Below are 16,740 nucleotides of genomic sequence, written 5' to 3'. Positions count from 1 at the left end.
CACGCCGTGCCGGCCGGGGTCGCCGACCGCCGGCGCGCGGACCGCAGGCGAGGGCGATACGGCCGCGTTCCCCCGGCGCAGCCGGCTCCTGTCGCCGGCCCGCGTCAGCCGGACCGTGTCAGTCGGCCGGGCGGTAGGCGTAGGGGCCGAAGGTGTTGCCGATGAAGCCGCCGGCCACGTCCGGGGTCAGCACGCTGGCATCGAGGTCGCTGGTCAGCGGCTGCCATCGACCGGGCGTCAGCGCGTAGGCCACGTCCAGCCGCGGCGCGTCGAGCGTGAAGCGCACTGAGACCGGTGCGTCGAGCGATGCCAGCGGGATCCGCGCGACCCGCTCGCCCTGTCCGCCGATCCGGCGGTCGAGGACGAGCGCCAGGCCCTGCGCATCGCGGGTGATGCCGGCCACGTAGTGGTGGCGCTCGTTCTGCAGCAGCGCCAGTCCGGCCAGCTCGCCTTCGGCCGGCGCCCACGGCGCGATCGTCGTCGAGAACGTCGCCCGGTGATGCTGCAGCCGGTGCGCCAGGTAGGCCGGCTGGCCGCCGCGACCGTCGCCGTGTTCGTGCAGCCGGGTGGTGGCCGGGGCGATCCGCAGGCCATCGCGGCCGGTGCGGTACCAGGCCTGCGTCGGCGGATGGATCGTCATCCACTGCGGCGGCAGGCGGTCGCCCTGGAAGCGCTCGGTCCAGCGGATCGGGCCGCTGGTCGGCAGCGCGGCGGTGCCGGCCGGCAGCGCGGGGCGCGGCAGCACGGCCGGGATGGGTTCGCCGCGGGCGAGGATGCGCGGCCAGCCGTCCTGCCAGGTCACCGGCAGCAGGAAGGTCTCGCGGCCGAGGTTGTACTGGTTGCCGCGGTAGGGGCGGGTGGCCAGGAACACCGACCACCAGCTGCCGTCCTGCAGGCGCACGAACTGCGCGTGGCCGGCCGAGGTGACCGGGTCCGGGCGCGCAGGGTCCAGGTCGCGCTGGGTCAGTGTGGGGTTGCCGGCCCAGGCCTGGTACGGCCCGGTTACCTGGCGGCTGCGCCAGACCATCTGCGCGTGCTGCTCGCCGGTGCCGCCTTCGGCCGCGGTCAGGTAGTACCAGCCGTCGTGGCGGAACAGGTGCGGCCCTTCGATGTGCTCGGGCCTGCTGGCCGGGTCGGCGCCGCCATCGACCAGCACCGTGCGCGGGCCGATCATCTTCCGGGCGACCGGATCGAACTCCTGCAGCCAGATCGCGCGATGGCCGTCGTAGCGCAGCGGGCCGTCGGGCACGTCGTTGTTGACCATCCAGGCGCGGCCGTCGTCGTCGAAGAACAGCGAGGGATCGATGCCGCTGAAGCCCAGCCAGACCGGATCGGACCACGGTCCGGCCGGGGCGGTGGCGGTGACGATGAAATTGCCGCCATCGCAGTAGAAGCAGGTGTTGGCGATGTAGAACGTGCCGGCGTGGTGGCTGAGGGTGGCCGCGAACAGGCCGCGGGTCAGCTCGTCCCTGTCGCCGTAATCGATCTGGTCCGGGCGGTCGATCGCGTTGCCGATCTGGGTCCAGGACACCAGGTCGCGGCTGTGGAACACCGGCAGGCCGGGGAAGTAGCCGAACGTGGAGTTGACCAGGTAGAAGTCGTCGCCGACCCGGATCACCGACGGGTCGGGATGGAAGCCGGCGATCACCGGGTTGCGGAACTGGGCGGCGGTCGGGGCCGGGCCGCCGTCGTCGCCGTCGTAGCTGACGTCGGTGAAGCGGATCTCGCCGGCCAGCGCCGGCAGCATGAACAGCCAGGCGCACAGCGCCAGCAATGGACGTGGTCCCATCGAGCCCTCCCAGGCGGTGCGCCGCAGGCCGGTACCGTCACCGGCGCCGTGGCATGACCCCGAGCATGGCCGCTCGCGCACGCGACCACCAATGGTGTTTTCCGCCCTCGCGTATTCCATCGGTGCATAGGCCGGAGCGCCGGCCTGTCGGGTGGGCGCCGCGTCGCGGTTGTCTGCCTCCAGTCCAGGAATATATGATGCGTATACACATCGTATAGAGTCTCCCCATGGGCATCGTCAACATCGACGACGACCTGCACGACCGCCTGCGCCGGGCCAGCAGCGTGTCGTGCCGCTCGATCAACGCGCAGGCCACCTGGTGGATCCGCATCGGCATGCTGTGCGAACTCAATCCGGGTTTGAGCTACAGCGAGATCGTCGCGCGCGAACTGGAGGCGGCCGGCGCGCTGCCCGACCAGCTGCCGGTGCTGCGGCAATGACCAAGCGGCCCGAAGAAGTCGAGCAGATGGCCGCATCGGGGCGCCTGCTGGCCTCGGTGTTCGACCTGCTCGACCGCACGCCGCTGGCCGGCCTGTCGACGCTGCAGGTCAACGACCTGGTCGAACGCTTCATCGTCGATACTCTGCACGCGCGCCCGGCCAGCAAGGGCCAGTACGGCTACGGCTTCGTGCTCAACAGCTCGCCCAACCAGGTGGTCTGCCACGGCGTGCCGTCGGCGACGGCGGTCCTGGCCGACGGCGACATCGTCAATCTCGACATCACCCTGGAGAAGAACGGCTGGATCGCCGACGCCAGCAAGACCTACCTGGTCGGCGAGGTCACCCAGCCGGCGAGGCGGCTGGTGCAGGTCACCCGCGAGGCGATGTGGGCCGGGATCCGCGCCGTGCGTCCGGGTGCACGGCTGGGCGACATCGGCCACGCGATCGAACGCCATGCGCGCCGGCATGGGTATTCGGTGGTGCGCGAGTACTGCGGCCACGGCATCGGCCGCGAGATGCACGAGGAGCCGCAGGTGCTGCACTACGGCCACGCCGGGACCGGCCTGCAGCTGCAGGAGGGCATGGTGTTCACGGTCGAGCCGATGATCAACCAGGGCAGGCGCGCGGTGCGTACCGAACCGGATGGCTGGACTGTGGTCACCCGCGATGGCGCGCTGTCGGCGCAGTTCGAGCATACGGTCGCGGTGACCGCCGACGGCGTGCGCGTGCTGACCCTGCAGGATGGCGACACCGCGCCTCCGCTTCGGCATTGAGACCGCCATCACCGGGCAGCCGGCCATGCGCGCATGACCGGGCCTGAGCGGTGGTCGAGGCGGCGTGCCGTGGAGGCGGTCGCCCTGCCGCATCGCCAGCGGCCCGCCGATCCTGCACGATACCGTCCTGAAGGCGGCGCACCCGGCGACGCCTCGAAACCGGGGGCGGAGCGATGATGGACATCGGTGGCGGACATGATCGACGCGTCATGCTGCGGGCTGCTGTCTGGGGCGGTGCAGCGACGCTGCTGATGTTGCCCTGGGTCGCGATGCGCTTCACCGCCGAGGTGGACTGGAGCGGCGCCGATTTCATGGTGTTCGGCGCGCTGCTGGCGATTGCCTGCACGGGATGGGAACTGCTGGTCCGGCTGCGTGGCGGCCTGGCCTGGCATGCGGGCGTTGCGCTGGCCATCGGCACCGCCTTCCTGCTGGTCTGGTCGACGCTGGCGGTCGGCCTGGTCGGCAGCGAACAGCATCCGGCCAACCGCCTGGTTGCCGGCGTGCTGCTGGTGGCCGTCGCTGCCGCCGCACTGGCCCGGTGCCGACCCGCGGGCATGGCCCGCGCGATGCTGGCCACCGCTGCCGCGCAGGTCCTGCTGGCGCCCATCGCCGCGCTCGCCGGGGCGGGGCACAGAGCGTGGGGGCCATGCCTGTTCTTCGCCGCGCTCTGGCTGCTGGCCGGGTGGCTGTTCCAGCGCGCGGCGCGTGCGGACGGCGACGCGGCGCGCAGGCGTTCGCCGCTGGCCTGACGGTGGCGGCAACGTCGATCGGGTCAGCGCGGGTCGTCGCCCGGCTGCCAGTGGAAGATCTCGTCGATGCGTTTGCCGAACACGTGGGCGATGCGGAACGCCACATCCAGCGATGGCGAGTAACGCCCCTGTTCGATCGCGGCGATGGTCTGCCGGGTCAGGCCGACGCGCTTGCCGAGCTCGGCCTGGGTCATGTCCTGGGCGAGGAAGCGCAGCAGGCGCACCTCGTTGCGCATCGACTCAGACGGCATGCCGCGGCCAGCGGTAACCCGCGGCGACCAGCACGCAGCGCACGGCCTCGGTCAGCACCACGCACAGCAATCCGGTGTTGGCCAGCGCCCAGCCGCTGCTCTCGAACGGCATGATCACGCCGACCAACAGCATCGAAGCCAGCATCATGAAGTAGGCGCGGCGCGTGGCACGGCTGTCGATGGCCTGGTCGCGTTCGTCCTGCAGCACGCATTCGCCGGCTTCCTGCCGGCGCATCACCAGCAGGCCGGTCACGTAGGCTGCGGCGTGCACCAGGCTGACCGCGGCGAGGAAGCCGATGCGCTCGAGAAACGTCGCCTGCCAGTCGGGCAGGGCGATCAGCACGCCGAAGTAGACGCAGTACGGCAGTCCCATGCTCAGCAGGCCAAGCCAGGCGCGTTTCTCGAGAGGTGACATGGGCTGATCCGTGCATGTGATGTTCAACATGATGTTAGATATTTATAACATGGAGTCAATGATCCGATGCATCGTGCCGACGAACGGCGACCCGCCTGGCGTGACCTGCCCATGGATGGCGTCGTGGGCGGCGGTGCTACAGTGCCGCCCCTCCGTCGTCCGAAGGCAGCGTTCCGCATGAGCAGCAGCACCCAGACCTATCCGATCGGTACGCCCGGCCAGCCCTGGGGCGCGGCCGAGCGCGCGCAGTGGCTGGCCCGCCAGCAGCGCCAGCGCAGCCACGCCGATGAAGTGGTGGCGAAGGTGGAGCAGCTGCGTGAGCGTTTCGATGTCATCGACTACGGCCAGCTGGTCTACGGTCAGGAGCGGTATCCGCTGCTCGCGCTGCGCAGCCGCGACTGGAACGATGCGCTGCCGGTGGCGCTGGTCACCGGCGGCGTGCACGGGTACGAGACCAGCGGGGTGCAGGGCGCGCTGCAGTTCCTCGACCAGCATGGCGACGAGCATGCCGGCCGGATCAACCTGCTGGTCGTACCCTGCGTCAGCCCCTGGGGCTACGAGCGGATCCAGCGCTGGAACGCCGATGCGATCGATCCGAACCGCTCGTTCCGGGCCGACAGCCCGGCGCAGGAAGCCGCGGCGCTGATGGCGCTGGTCGCGCCGCTGCGCGCGCAGGTGCTGGTGCACATCGACCTGCACGAGACCACCGACAGCGACGAGTCCGAGTTCCGCCCGGCGCTGGCCGCGCGCGACGGCAAGCCGTTCGAGCCCGACGGCGTGCCGGACGGTTTCTACCTGGTCGACGACAGCGAGAACCTGCAGCCCGCGTTCCAGCAGGCGGTGATCGAGGCGGTCGCCCGCGTCACTCATATCGCCCCGGCCGATGCGCAGGGCCTGATCATCGGCTCGCCGGTGATCGCGCCGGGCGTGATCGCCTATCCGGTCAAGCGCCTGGGCCTGTGCGCCGGCGTCACCGACGCGCGCTTCGTCACCACCACCGAGGTCTATCCGGACAGCCCGCGCGCCACGCCACAGCAGTGCAACGATGCGCAGGTGGCCGCGGTACGCGCGGCGATCGCTCACGCGCTGGCGCAGGCCTGAGCGAACCCGGCGGCGGAACGCCGCCGCGCCTGACGCGCCATTGGCGGTGCATCAGTAGCCGGCCCGGGGCGCGTGCCGGTGTGCCGATCCAGGGCGGGCGACCGGTCCGGCCATGTCGCTGCCGCACACCGGGCAGGCGGTGGTGGCCGGATCGATGCGGCGCGCCAGGCGCAGCGCACTGCCGGCATCGGCATGGAAGCCGAGGTCGAGCGTCTCGCCGCACAGACCGAGCCGGATGCAGTGCTGGGCATGGATCTGGAAGCCGCCATCGCGCAGCGGGTATCGATTGACCAGGAATCTGTCCAAGAGCGCATCCCTGCCTGAGGTCGTCGCAGGCAAGCATGCGGCCGGCGCGTCTCACCGGATGCGACCGGGCGACGCGTGGCGCGTCGCGCAGCGGCGGCCCGCACCTGCGCCGGTGCGCCCGGGACTCGCCCGGACCGGCGGCGCGACGTAGTGTGTGCGGCTTCCACGAAGGAGCGACGATGGACGCCTACCTGCCTTACCTGCTGACGATGCTCGGCCACCTGCTGCCGCAACTGCTGGCCACCATCGCCGTCCTGGTGCTGCTCTGGAGCTGGGCACCGGTGGCGCCTGGCCGTGCCCACGCGCTGGCGGGCGCGTCGATCATGGTGGCGGCCTGCGTCCTGCGCGGCATCGCCGCGGGAATCCAGGCCTGGCTGACCTTCGGCACGGCCAGCGCGATGGCCCTGATGCCGCTCCTGGCCGGCGTCAACATCCTGTTCTCGGTCATGGAAGCGGTGGGCGTGGTGCTGCTGGGCTGGGGCGCGGTGAAGGCGATGCAGGCGGCCAGGGGCGTCGCCTGAGGCCACGCCGGTGCGCCGGGAGGGGCGGCTCAGTCCGACGGCGCGGCGAAGTCCAGCGCCGGGCCGGCCGGAACGATGCCGGTTGGATTGATCTGGCGATGGCTCTGGTAGTAGTGGCGCTTGATGTGGTCGAAGTCGACCGTCGGCGCAACCGCCGGGTGCGCGAACAGCCGGCAGGTGTAATCCCACAGCAGCGGATAGTCGGTCAGCCGGTGCAGGTTGCACTTGAAGTGGCCGTGGTAGACCGCGTCGAAGCGCAGCAGGGTGGTGAACAGGCGCCAGTCGGCCTCGGTCAGCGCATCGCCGCACAGGTAGCGGCGGCCGTCCAGATGTGCCTCCAGCCATTCCAGGGTGTCGAAAACGCCGGCCACGGCCTCGTCGTAGGCCTGCTGCGAGGTCGCGAAGCCGGCCTTGTAGACGCCGTTGTTGAGGCCGTCGTAGATGCGCGCGTTGAACGCATCGATGTCGCCGCGCAGCAGGCTGGGCGCGTAATCGCCTTCGTCCGCACCGACACCGTCGAACGCGCTGTTGAACATACGGATGATGTCGGCCGACTCGTTGCTGACGATGCGCCCCGACGCCTTGTCCCACAGCACCGGCACGGTCACGCGGCCGGTGTAGCGCGGGTCGGAGGCCACGTACAGCTGCCAGAGCGTGTCGCAGCCGTTGACGGTATCGGCAATGACGCCGGGCCCCTGTTCGAACGTCCAGCCCTGGTCGGCCATCAGCCAGTGCGTCACCGACAGGCCGATCATGTCCTGCAGGCCCTTCAGTTCGCGGAACAGCGCGGCGCGGTGCGCCCAGGGACAGGCGCGTGCGATGTAGAGGTGGTAGCGGCCCGGCTCGGCGCGGAAGCCGCCATCGCCGGTCGGGCCGGCACTGCCATCGGCGGTGACCCAGTGGCGGAACGCCGACGACGGACGCTGCAGGCGTCCGTCCTCGTCGACCAGCGTATCGGTGTCGGTCGTCCAGCGACCATCGACCAGCATGCCCATCGGCGGTTCTCCCTGCGTGTGCTCCGGCGCAGTCTGCGCCGGAGCGTGTGCAGGCGATGTCCGTGCATCGGCACGCTCACCGGTGGCGCGGCGGCGATCTCAGTCGGCGACCGACGTGGTCAGGCCGCCGGCGATCGCCTGGTCCAGCAGCTGCCGCGTCTGCAGGTTGGCCTGCCGGTGCGCGGCTTCCATCTTCAGGCTCAGCCCTTCCTGCTCGCGTCCCAGTACTTCCATCTTCCCCGACAGCGCTTCCATCCGGTCGCCCAGTTCCTGCTGGCGTCTGGCGCTGGCGGCGTCCCGGTCGTGCGGCGCCGGCGTCGATGCCTCGCCTGCCAGCGCACGGCGCGCCTGCTCGAGCGCACGTTCCGCATCGCGGCGCCCGAGCTCGCCCTGCTCGCGTCCCATCCGGCCCATCTGCTCGCCCAGCTTGCCCTGACGCTCACCGAGGTCGCCCTGCTGCTCGGCCAGGCGCCGTACCGGTTCCTGGATCGCGTCGAAGCGCGCCAGGGTCGCCGCATCGCGGATCACGTAGCGCGCATCGCCGCGGCGCACCCACAGCACCTGTCCGCCGGCCGATGCGTGCCGCGCGTCCTCCAGATCGTCCAGGCTGCCATCCATCACCGCCTTCTGGCGGTCGAGGATCCGCACGTAGGCCTCGTCAGCCGAGGTGCCGGACAGACTCAACCGGCCGTGGACGATGCTGGTCGTGCCGGCGTTGCGCAGGCTGCCATGGTCGCGCTCATGGGCGCTGGCGACGTCGGCTTCGGCAGCGACCAGGCGCAGGGGCAGCACGCCACCGACGGCGACGGCGGCCACCAGCACGGCGCTGGCCAGGCGGGGGAAGCGCGAGGTGTTCTGCAGCATGGTCAATCTCCTCTTCAGGCTCAGGAAGGTGGGGGAGGCGCTGGCCAGGCAGGTCCGCCGCGACGGTGCGACCCCCAGGCGCAGCAGCAGGCGGCCGTAGTCGTGACGGCAGCCAACGTTCTGCGCGACGACCGCGGCGTCGCAGGCGGCCTCGCGGGCGATGCCGTACTCGCGCACGGCCAGGTGCACGCAGGGATGGAAGAAGAACAGGTGGCGGGCCAGCGCGGGCAGCAGCCCCCAGCCCAGGTCGCCACGGCGCAGGTGCTGCAGTTCGTGGGTCAGGGCGAGGTCGAGCTCGTCGGCGTCGAGGGTGGCGTCGGCCGGCAGCAGCAGCACCGGTCGCCACGGGCCGACCAGCTGCGGCGAGCTGATCGCGGCGGACACCTTCATCACCGGCGCGCGGCGCAGGCCATGTGCCTCGGCGGCCAGCGCCAGAGCGTCGGTCAGGGCGAGGTCGGTGCAGGGCCAGGCCTCGCGCACCAGCCGGCGTGCGGCATGCCAGTCGCGCAGCGTGATCCATGCCATCAGGCCGACACCGGCGATCCAGCCGGCGGCCAGGGCCAGCATCCACAGCGGCAGCGCCGTGCCGGCGGCGGACAGGGGATCTGCGGCGATGAGCGCAGGTAGCGCCACGCCGGCCGCGTCGGCACCGGCTGCGCCGAGGGTCGTCACCGTGGCGGCGTCCGGCGCCGGCAGCCAGCGCAGCTCCAGCGCCGGTGCGAACAGGCCGAGCACGGCCTGCAGCGCGACCAGCCACCACAGCCAGCACTGGCTGGCGGCCGGCAGCCGGGGCAGGGCGCGGCACAGCGCCCACACCAGCGCGGTCAGCACTGCGGTCTGCAGGCCGGTGGCCCACAGCCGCTCGATCAGGACAGGCAGCAGGGTCTGCATCGCTCAGTCCTCGCGGCGCTGCGACTGCAGCTTGCTGACCAGCGCCTCGAGCTCGGCCAGTTCGTCGTCGCTGACCTCGGTGCGCTGCGACATCCACGCCACGAACGGGCTCACCGAGCCCTGCAGGGTCTTCTCGACGAAGGCCGCGACCGCCCCCTGGACCACGTCGCCCTCGTCGCGGGTCGGCCGATAGCGGTACACGCCGTCGACCTGGCGCCGGGCCAGATACCCCTTGGTCCGCAGCCTCTCCATCATCGTCAGCACGGTCGAACGCGCCAGGCCGCGCGTCTCGCCGTAGGCGGCGGCGACCTCGCCGACGCTGGCCTCGCCGTGCTGGCCCAGATGCTGGAGCAGCGCCAGTTCCTGGTCGCCGATGCTCTTGCCCTTCATGACTGAACTCCCGGGTGACTACAGATGTCGTCAATCTGCGCCTGACGACATCTGTAGTCAAGCATGACCGATGGCAGGGGCAGGAGGGCCGCGGCGGAGCGGCCGGCATGACTTCCGGCCCGTCTTGGCCGGCGCGGCAGCCGGTAGGGTGGGCGCACTGGACCCACCTGTCAGGGAGACCCTCCGTGTCCGCCATCCGCTTCCGCGCGCGCATCGCGCTCGCGCTGACCCTTGCATTGCCGCTGGCCGCCAGCGCCGCGTCCGCCGACCGCTGGGATGTCCCGGTCGCGGTGAAGAAGCTCGACAACGGCCTGACCGTGGTCGTCTCCGAGGACCGCAGCGCGCCGGTGGTCGGCGTCAGCGTGGTCTACGGCATCGGCATGCGCCTGGAACCGCGCAACCGTACCGGCTTCGCGCATCTGTTCGAGCACCTGATGTTCGAAGGCTCGGCCAATGCGCCCGAAGGCGTGTTCGACCGGGTGATCACCGGCGGCGGCGGCCGCAACAACGGCTCCACCCGTGCCGACTTCACCAACTACATCGAGACCGCGCCGTCGACCGCGCTCGAGCCGATCCTGTGGCTCGAGGCCGACCGCATGCGCCTGCTCGACTTCAACCCCGAAACGCTGAAGAACCAGCAGGACGTGGTGAAGGAAGAGATCCGCAACAACGTGCAGAACCAGCCCTACGGCGGTTTCATGTGGCTGGACACCGGCTTCCATGCGTTCCAGAAGTGGGAGAACAACCACGACGGCTACGGCAGCTTCGAGGACCTGGAAGCGGCGACGCTGGACGACGTGAAGGCGTTCCACCGCGATTACTACGGACCGAACAACGCTGTGCTGTCGATCGCCGGCGACCTCACGCCGGCGCAGGGATTCGCGCTGGCGCAGAAGTATTTCGGCGACATCCAGGCGCGTCCCACGCCGCCGGCGCCGGATTTCAGCGAAGGCCTGAACACCGAGGAGAAGCGCATCCAGCAGGGCGACAGGCTGGCCCAGGTGCCGGCGATCGCGCTGTCCTGGAAGATGCCCGACCGCGGCAGCAAGGACCAGGCGCCGATGGCGGTGCTCGGCTCGCTGCTGGCCAACGGCGACGCGTCGCGGCTCTACCAGGGCGTGGTCAAGGGCCGCGAGCTCGCGCTCAACGTCGAGCCGCTGTACGGCCTGACCAGCGAGTGGGAGTACAACGGCCCGACCCTGTTCACCGTGTTCGCGCTGTACAAGCCGGATACCGATGCCGACAGCGTGGTCGAGGCGGTGGACGAGGAGATCGCGCGCATCGTCGGCGAGGGCGTCGACGACGCCACGCTGGCCCGGGTCAAGATCCAGCTGCTGTCGGACTGGTACGACGGGATGGAGTCCTTCATGTCGCGCGCCGACACCCTGGCCAAGCTGCAGTTGCTGTGGGGCGATGCGCATGTAGTCAACCGCATCCCCGGCTGGATCGACGCGGTGACCTCGGCCGACGTGCAGCGCGCCGCGCGCACCTATCTGACCGCCGCCAACCGCACCGTCATCGACCGCAAGCCCGAGGCCATGCTGAAGGCCGCCGGATCCAGGGAATGAGGAACGCCACGATGAAGACCTCGATGAAACTCGCCGTGCTTGCGGTGTCGCTGGCCCTGTGTGGCGGCGCGCTCGCCGGCCCGCAGGCCATCCTGCCCAGGGACCTGCCGCCGTACGCGCCGGACCGGCCGCTGCCGGTGCCGCAGATCGAAACCAGGACCCTGGCCAACGGCCTGGAAGTGTGGGTGGTGCCGCGCGATGGCCTGCCGCGGGTGGACTACGTACTGGCCGTGCGCAATGCCGGTTTCGCCGCCGATCCGGCGGCCACGCCGGGCTTCGCCTCGCTGCTGGCAGGCCTGCTCACCGAAGGTACCGCCACCCGCGATTCGCGCCTGATCGCCGAGACCGCGCAGTCGCATGGCGGCAGCATCGCCGGCGGCGCGGGCAACGATGGCATCACCCTCAGCGCCAGCGCGCTGGCCAGCCATGCCGCGCCGATGATCGAACTGCTGGCCGATGTCGCACGCAATCCGGCCTTCCCGGCCGGCGAGGTGCGCCTGGCCCAGGCCAATGCCGCGCAGGCGCTGAAGGCGGCGGAAGCGCAGCCGTCGTTCCGTGCCACGCGCGCCTTGCTGGCGGCGACCTATGGCGACCATCCGTATGCGCGGGTCCAGCAGACCGAGGCGACCATCGCCGGCCTGACCGGGGCCACGCTGAAGCAGGAGCATGCGCGCCGCTTCCATCCCGACCGCGCGCTGCTGGTGGTGACCGGGCGGATATCGGCCGCGGACGGCTTCCGTCTGGCCGAGGCCGCCTTCGGCGACTGGAAGGGGCTGGGCGAGGAGGCGCCGGAAACCCCGGCCACGCGCCGCCAAGCCACGCCGGCGCACGTGCTGCTGCAGCGCGACGGCAGCGTGCAGTCGACGCTGCGCATCGGCAGCCCGGCCATCGCCGCCACCGACCCGGACTACCTGCCGGCCGGCCTGGCCGGCACCGTGCTCGGCGGCGGTTTCAGCAGCCGGGTCAACCAGAACCTGCGCGAGGCCAAGGGCTACACCTACGGGGCCAGCGCGGGCTTCTCGCCCGCGCGGGCCGGCGGGCGTTTCCAGGCCGGTGCCGACGTGCGCAACGAGGTCACGGGCGCGTCGCTGAAGGAGTTCTTCCACGAGTTCGAGCGGCTGGCCAGCGAGCCGGTGCCGGCGCAGGAGCTGGAAGACACCAAGCGCTACGTCGCCGGCGGCTACATGATCAGCAACCAGCTGCAGGGCACGGTCGCGGTCACCCTGGCCAGCAACTGGCTGGTCGGGCTGCCGCCGGAGTACCTGGGCACCTATGTCGACAGGATCCGCCAGGTCGACGCGGCCACCGTGCAGCGAATGGCCGGCAAGTACCTGCGCCCGGACCAGCAGTCGATCGTGGTGGTCGGCGATGCGGCGGCGATCGCCGAGCAGCTGAAGGCCTACGGGACGTTCACGCCGGCCGAGTGAGTGCGCCGATCGCGGCGCCGGCACCGCCCGGCGTCGCCCATGGCGATGTGGCGGCTGTGGGCGCAGCGGTGCGCGTCCAGCGGCGTGCGCCGGTCCGACTGCTGCACCGCCATGGCGGCGATGCGATGCATGACGCAGGCAGCGTCGCGGGCCGCCGATGCGGAATGGCGGAGGCGGACGGCCGCGTCCGCATGCGCGGGTGGCCGCGTTCCAGCTGCGCCGCCACAGGCATCACCGCACCTCGTCCGGCGCATTCGCCGCGCTGCGGTCCGACGCCGGTGTGCTGGTGTGGAGAGAGGCCAGCGGGCCTCGGAAACGTCGATCCCGCGGCCGGTTCGCGCGCGGCCGGTACGCAGGTTGGCGCGGTGCCGACGCCCTCGCTCAGATGCTGGTCGCGGCGATGAAACGCTCGCGGTCGGCCTGGGTGCGGCGCCGGATTTCTTCCAGCGCCTGGCTCTCGGTGGCTTCCAGCATCGCCTCGAACAGACGCTTGAAGTGGTTGCGCATCGCCGTGCGCGCGCCGGCGGGATCGCGGCGACGCAGCGCGTCGAAGATCGCCATGTGTTCCTCGCGGCGGGTGTCGCCGTCGTCGTGGCAGACCTTGGCGTGTACCTCGCGCACGCGCGGCACCTCGCCGCGGATGCGCCAGATCAGCTGCACGCAGTGCTCGACCACCGGATTGCCGGCGATGCGGGCGATGGCCAGGTGGAACTGGCGGTCGGCCTCGCTGACCGCCTCGGTGCTGGCGTCGGGACTGGACAGCGCCACGACCAGCGCCTCGAGTTCGCGCAGGTCGGCATCGGTGACGCGGCTGGCCGCCATTGCCGCCGCCTCGGCCTCGATCACCGCGCGCGCGGCGGTGAGATCGAACGCGGTGACATCCGGCAGTCCGCCCGGTATCTGCGCCGGACGCGCCTTGACGTAGACGCCCGAACCGATGCGGATGCTGATCAGCCCCTGTGCTTCCAGGGCGATCTCCGCCTCGCGCACCGTGACCCGGCTGACGCCGAAGCGTTCGGCCAGGTCACGTTCGCCGGGCAGGCGCGAGCCGGGCGGAAATTCGCCACGGTCGATCAGCTTGCGTATCTCGCTGGCGATGGTCTGGTAGAGGCGGTTCTCGGACATTCGAGCTGGACCCTGTCTGGTGTCTTGCGCATCAGCCCTGGGACACGGCGCCTGGGTCTGATCCGACTCGAACAAACGGCGCGGCCGGAGGGCCGCGCCGCTGCGTTCAGAACCGGTATCGTACACCCAAAAATGCGCGTCGCCCGTAGCTGACGTACTCGCGGAAGTTGCCGTACGCGGGCTGGTAGGCCACGCGCGGTTCGTCGGTCAGGTTCATCAGTTCCAGCGACAGCGACAGGTTGCGGTTGACCTTGTAGCGGGCGCGGAAATCGACGCTGAAGTTGTCGTCGTAGTAGCGGTTGTGCTGCGAGGCGTTGCCGGTGAAGTCCTGGTAGTACTGCGAGCGGTATTTGCCGATTACCTGCATGTTGAAGCGGCCGATGTCCCAGTACACCGAGCCGGAGGCGACGTGCCGCGACGAGCCGCTCAGGCCGGCCGGCGCCACGATCGCCGGCAGCACGGTACCGTCGTCGGTGGTGCGTTCTCCCAGGCTGAAGTCCTGGGTCTGGTAGTCGGTGTCGGCGTAGTTGTAGCTGAACTTCAGGCCCAGGCCGTCGAACGGTTTGGGCAGGTAGGAGAAGCGGTGCGCGGCGGTGAGTTCGAAGCCGGTGAGCGTACTGTCGGCGTCGGTGGTGATCTCGCGCGCGACCGGCACGACCACGCTGTCGCCATCGATCACGAACGTCTCGTTGAACTGCACGATCTCGGTGCCGCCGTTGAACTGCTTCCAGTACACCGCGCCGGCCAGCAGGGTGTCGGCGTTGACGTACCACTCCAGCGACAGGTCGCCGTTCCACGACATCATCGGCCTGGCGCCCGGGTTGCCCTTGGCGTCCACGTTGGCCAGCGCTTCGGCCAGGCTGGTGTAGTCGCCGCCGGCTTCGCTGATGCCCAGGTCCAGGCCGGCGCCGAGCGCGGCGATGTCAGGGCGCGACATCGCGCGGAATGCGCCCACGCGCAGCAGCAGGTCCTCGCGCAGCTCGAATGCGGCGTTGACGCTGGGCAGCAGCTTGTCGTTGCCGGCCTTCTCGGTGAAGGTCGAATAGGCGCCGGTCGAGCGCAGGTAGACGGTGCCGTCGCCGTTGTCGGTCAGCTCCAGCTCCGAGCGTACGCCCAGCGAGCGGGCATCGGTCCTGACCCAGCGCAGGCCGGCGTTGCCGCTGTAGGGAATGCCGAACAGTTCGCTGCGGAACTCGCCCATCAGGTACAGCGAGCGGGTCTTCTCGGTGACAGCGACGTTGGCCGGGTCCTGGTCGTCCGGGTCCAGGCCGAGCGCGCTGGTGCCGCGGAACGCCTCGAACGCGCACATCGGGTCGAAGTAGGCCCAGCTCGAGATCGTGTTGCCGCTGGCCGAATCCAGGAAGTCGCTCTGCGGGAAGCTCGTACGGCAGGCCCGGTTGGCGGCATTGATCAGCGCCTTGCCTGCCGCGTTGTTCTGCGCGTAGTCGGTCTGCAGGGTCTGGTCCTGGTAGCTGTAGTCGGCCTCGCTGACGCGGGCGCCGGCCTTGAGCCGGGTCAGGAAGCCGTCGGCGGGCAGGTAGCTGACGTCGAACCGGCCGGCGCGGATGCGGTGGTCGTTCGCGGTCACCCGCGAGGTCACGCGCGCGGCGCCGGCGTAGGCGTCGTGGTCGTAGCGGTCGAACGCCGGATCCAGGGTGATGCTGGGGACGTCGCCGTGCCAGTCCCATGCGTAGTCGACGTAGCCGGTGGTGCCGCTGCTGATGCCCGGCACGACGTTGCCGTCGATGTCGGTGCGGTTGGCGCGGAAGCGGACCACGCGCTGGGTGTCGGTGCGCTCGGTGTGCGAGTAGGACAGGTCGCCGGACAGCTCCCAGGCCTCGTTCGGGCGGACGATCACGTTCAGGCCGCCACCGGTGAACGCCTCGTTGCGGCCGTAGACGGTGGAGCTGCTGTCGATGGCGCTGCTGCCGGTCAGGTGGGTGGCGGTGCCGTTGCCGTCGGCCACGACGTTGCGGATGTTGCGGTTGCCGTTGGCCAGGCTGAAGTCGGAGCGGTTCTCGTCCCAGTTGCGGTCGGTGTGCTGGTAGTCCAGGTTCACTTCCAGCAGGTCGTTGGGCCGCCACTGCAGCGCGGCGAACTCGCTCTGGCGGTCGTTGCGTTCCTGCTTGAGGCGGTAGATGCGGCTGCTGGGCACGAGCACGTAGTCGGCGCCGGCGGCGATCTGCTGCGGGGTGAGCGTGGTGCAGTTGGCGGACCCGGCGCTGACCGTGGCGCACGGATACCAGGTCGAACCGGTGGTCATGCTCTCTTCCGGATCGGTGCCGTCCAGTGCCTGCACGCCGATGGACACGCCCAGCCGGCCGCCGCCGGCGAACTCGAACTGGTCCACGTAGCTGCCGGTGCCGCGCCAGCCGATGCCGTCCTTGCGCGCGTAGCGGCTGTCGAACTCGGCCCAGCTGCCCTTGCCCTCGACCTGGATCGAACGCTTGCCGTAGTCCAGCGGGCGCACCGCCTCCAGCGCCATCGAGCCGGCCACGCCGCCTTCGATCAGGTCGGCGCGCTGGGTCTTGTAGATGGCCACGGTGTTGATCAGCTCGGACGGGAACATGTTGAAGTTCACCGAGCGGTCGCCGCTGCCGTTGGTGATCTCGCGGCCGTTGAACGTGGTGTTGCTGAGGTAGGCGCCCAGGCCGCGGATCGAGATCTCCGACGCGCCGGTCTTGTCGCGCGTGGACGAGGCGCCGGTCAGGGTCTCGATCGCGTCGGCCAGCGAGGCCGCGGGCAGGTCGCCGATGTCCTCGGCCGACAGCACGTCGGAGATCACCGTGTCGTCGCGCTTCTTGTTGATCGAGGTCTGGATCGATTCGCGGATGCCCTGGACCTGGACCTCGTCGAGCGTGGTCGGGTCGGCGTCCTGCGCACTGGCCGGGACGGCCAGGCACAGCGCGGAGAGCAGGGCGGTACACAGGGTGGTGCGGCGCAGGACAGCCGGTCCGGTGCGCATGGTGCGGTGCTGCATGACGATCTCCCTCCCAGGATGATGGTCCGTCTGCACGGATGTCGGCGCGGAGCGTGCGACGCCTTCCGACCAATGTCAATAAATTGGTACCAAAGTTTAATAAGCCAATATGCCTGTCCAGTATTCAGGCAATTTCCTGTGCGTTGCAGCATAAA

16 protein-coding genes are annotated in these 16,740 nt (G+C 70.4%); 7 read left to right on the top strand and 9 right to left on the bottom strand.

The window, feature by feature from the left end:
• Positions 1 to 118: 118 nt before the first annotated feature.
• Positions 119 to 1,747 carry a glycoside hydrolase family 43 protein gene (locus IB242_RS07340; RefSeq protein ID WP_225540316.1) on the bottom strand — a complete coding sequence of 543 codons (1,629 nt, stop codon included), beginning with the start codon at positions 1,745 to 1,747 and terminating at the stop codon, positions 119 to 121.
• A gap of 269 nt (positions 1,748 to 2,016) precedes the next feature.
• Between IB242_RS07340 and IB242_RS07335 the strand changes: the two genes are divergently transcribed.
• From IB242_RS07335 to IB242_RS07325, 3 genes are all read left to right on the top strand, one after another.
• Positions 2,017 to 2,229, top strand: a complete 213-nt coding sequence (locus tag IB242_RS07335) for a ParD-like family protein (protein WP_192277489.1) — start codon at positions 2,017 to 2,019, stop codon at positions 2,227 to 2,229.
• Positions 2,226 to 3,002 (top strand): type I methionyl aminopeptidase, encoded by a 777-nt coding sequence (gene map, locus IB242_RS07330; protein WP_192277487.1) that lies wholly within the window; start codon positions 2,226 to 2,228, stop codon positions 3,000 to 3,002. Before IB242_RS07335 ends, map begins: the two co-directional genes overlap by 4 nt.
• Before the next feature lie 209 nt (positions 3,003 to 3,211).
• A complete protein-coding gene (locus IB242_RS07325) occupies positions 3,212 to 3,751 on the top strand; it encodes a hypothetical protein (RefSeq protein ID WP_192277485.1) in 540 nt (179 codons plus the stop codon).
• Positions 3,752 to 3,774: 23 nt separating this feature from the next.
• On the opposite strand, the gene IB242_RS07320 is transcribed toward IB242_RS07325, so the two are convergent.
• Together IB242_RS07320 and IB242_RS07315 are read right to left on the bottom strand one after the other, a co-directional pair.
• Positions 3,775 to 3,987, bottom strand: coding sequence for a helix-turn-helix transcriptional regulator (locus IB242_RS07320; protein ID WP_225540314.1), 213 nt, complete (start codon positions 3,985 to 3,987; stop codon positions 3,775 to 3,777).
• Between the two features lie 4 nt (positions 3,988 to 3,991).
• Positions 3,992 to 4,417: a hypothetical protein gene (locus tag IB242_RS07315; RefSeq protein WP_192277482.1), complete on the bottom strand. Its 426-nt coding sequence runs from the start codon at positions 4,415 to 4,417 to the stop codon at positions 3,992 to 3,994.
• A gap of 177 nt (positions 4,418 to 4,594) precedes the next feature.
• On the opposite strand from IB242_RS07315, the gene IB242_RS07310 reads away from it, so the two are divergent.
• Entirely contained in the window at positions 4,595 to 5,518 is a 924-nt protein-coding gene (locus tag IB242_RS07310; protein ID WP_192277479.1) for a M14 family metallocarboxypeptidase, read from the top strand.
• A gap of 51 nt (positions 5,519 to 5,569) precedes the next feature.
• On the opposite strand, the gene IB242_RS07305 is transcribed toward IB242_RS07310, so the two are convergent.
• A complete protein-coding gene (locus tag IB242_RS07305) occupies positions 5,570 to 5,824 on the bottom strand; it encodes a hypothetical protein (protein WP_192277477.1) in 255 nt (84 codons plus the stop codon).
• Between the two features lie 179 nt (positions 5,825 to 6,003).
• Here IB242_RS07305 and IB242_RS07300 point away from each other — a divergent pair, with 179 nt between their 5' ends.
• Positions 6,004 to 6,345, top strand: coding sequence for a hypothetical protein (locus IB242_RS07300; RefSeq protein WP_192277475.1), 342 nt, complete (start codon positions 6,004 to 6,006; stop codon positions 6,343 to 6,345).
• 29 nt (positions 6,346 to 6,374) lie between these two features.
• Here the strand turns inward: IB242_RS07300 and IB242_RS07295 are convergent, their stop codons facing one another.
• The 3 genes from IB242_RS07295 to IB242_RS07285 all read right to left on the bottom strand — a co-directional run bounded on the left by IB242_RS07295 (position 6,375) and on the right by IB242_RS07285 (position 9,485).
• Entirely contained in the window at positions 6,375 to 7,340 is a 966-nt protein-coding gene (locus IB242_RS07295) for a glutathione S-transferase family protein (protein WP_192277473.1), read from the bottom strand.
• Between the two features lie 99 nt (positions 7,341 to 7,439).
• On the bottom strand, positions 7,440 to 9,095 hold the full coding sequence (locus IB242_RS07290) for a M56 family metallopeptidase (RefSeq protein WP_192277471.1): 1,656 nt from the start codon (positions 9,093 to 9,095) through the stop codon (positions 7,440 to 7,442).
• Between the two features lie 3 nt (positions 9,096 to 9,098).
• Entirely contained in the window at positions 9,099 to 9,485 is a 387-nt protein-coding gene (locus IB242_RS07285; protein ID WP_192277469.1) for a BlaI/MecI/CopY family transcriptional regulator, read from the bottom strand.
• Between the two features lie 185 nt (positions 9,486 to 9,670).
• Between IB242_RS07285 and IB242_RS07280 the strand changes: the two genes are divergently transcribed.
• Together IB242_RS07280 and IB242_RS07275 are read left to right on the top strand one after the other, a co-directional pair.
• A complete protein-coding gene (locus tag IB242_RS07280; protein WP_343237095.1) occupies positions 9,671 to 11,053 on the top strand; it encodes a pitrilysin family protein in 1,383 nt (460 codons plus the stop codon).
• Between the two features lie 11 nt (positions 11,054 to 11,064).
• On the top strand, positions 11,065 to 12,480 hold the full coding sequence (locus IB242_RS07275; RefSeq protein ID WP_225540070.1) for a pitrilysin family protein: 1,416 nt from the start codon (positions 11,065 to 11,067) through the stop codon (positions 12,478 to 12,480).
• Positions 12,481 to 12,861: 381 nt separating this feature from the next.
• On the opposite strand, the gene IB242_RS07270 is transcribed toward IB242_RS07275, so the two are convergent.
• Entirely contained in the window at positions 12,862 to 13,605 is a 744-nt protein-coding gene (locus tag IB242_RS07270) for a FadR/GntR family transcriptional regulator (RefSeq protein WP_192277465.1), read from the bottom strand.
• A gap of 106 nt (positions 13,606 to 13,711) precedes the next feature.
• A complete protein-coding gene (locus IB242_RS07265; RefSeq protein WP_225540068.1) occupies positions 13,712 to 16,585 on the bottom strand; it encodes a TonB-dependent receptor in 2,874 nt (957 codons plus the stop codon).
• Positions 16,586 to 16,740: the final 155 nt, after the last annotated feature.

The organism is Xanthomonas sp. XNM01 (genome assembly GCF_014851915.1).
GTDB lineage: Bacteria > Pseudomonadota > Gammaproteobacteria > Xanthomonadales > Xanthomonadaceae > Pseudoxanthomonas.
Note: the sequence above shows the minus strand (reverse complement) of the source record. Positions and strands in the feature narration are given on the sequence as shown.

Coding starts and splice junctions, on each gene's coding strand:
- IB242_RS07340 (WP_225540316.1), bottom strand. CDS start 1,747: ATGCTGCCGGCGCTGGCCGGCGAGATCCGCTTCACCGACGTCAGCTAC.
- IB242_RS07335 (WP_192277489.1), top strand. CDS start 2,017: ATGGGCATCGTCAACATCGACGACGACCTGCACGACCGCCTGCGCCGG.
- map (WP_192277487.1), top strand. CDS start 2,226: ATGACCAAGCGGCCCGAAGAAGTCGAGCAGATGGCCGCATCGGGGCGC.
- IB242_RS07325 (WP_192277485.1), top strand. CDS start 3,212: ATGCTGCGGGCTGCTGTCTGGGGCGGTGCAGCGACGCTGCTGATGTTG.
- IB242_RS07320 (WP_225540314.1), bottom strand. CDS start 3,987: ATGCGCAACGAGGTGCGCCTGCTGCGCTTCCTCGCCCAGGACATGACC.
- IB242_RS07315 (WP_192277482.1), bottom strand. CDS start 4,417: ATGTCACCTCTCGAGAAACGCGCCTGGCTTGGCCTGCTGAGCATGGGA.
- IB242_RS07310 (WP_192277479.1), top strand. CDS start 4,595: ATGAGCAGCAGCACCCAGACCTATCCGATCGGTACGCCCGGCCAGCCC.
- IB242_RS07300 (WP_192277475.1), top strand. CDS start 6,004: ATGGACGCCTACCTGCCTTACCTGCTGACGATGCTCGGCCACCTGCTG.
- IB242_RS07295 (WP_192277473.1), bottom strand. CDS start 7,340: ATGGGCATGCTGGTCGATGGTCGCTGGACGACCGACACCGATACGCTG.
- IB242_RS07290 (WP_192277471.1), bottom strand. CDS start 9,095: ATGCAGACCCTGCTGCCTGTCCTGATCGAGCGGCTGTGGGCCACCGGC.
- IB242_RS07285 (WP_192277469.1), bottom strand. CDS start 9,485: ATGAAGGGCAAGAGCATCGGCGACCAGGAACTGGCGCTGCTCCAGCAT.
- IB242_RS07275 (WP_225540070.1), top strand. CDS start 11,065: ATGAAGACCTCGATGAAACTCGCCGTGCTTGCGGTGTCGCTGGCCCTG.
- IB242_RS07270 (WP_192277465.1), bottom strand. CDS start 13,605: ATGTCCGAGAACCGCCTCTACCAGACCATCGCCAGCGAGATACGCAAG.
- IB242_RS07265 (WP_225540068.1), bottom strand. CDS start 16,585: ATGCAGCACCGCACCATGCGCACCGGACCGGCTGTCCTGCGCCGCACC.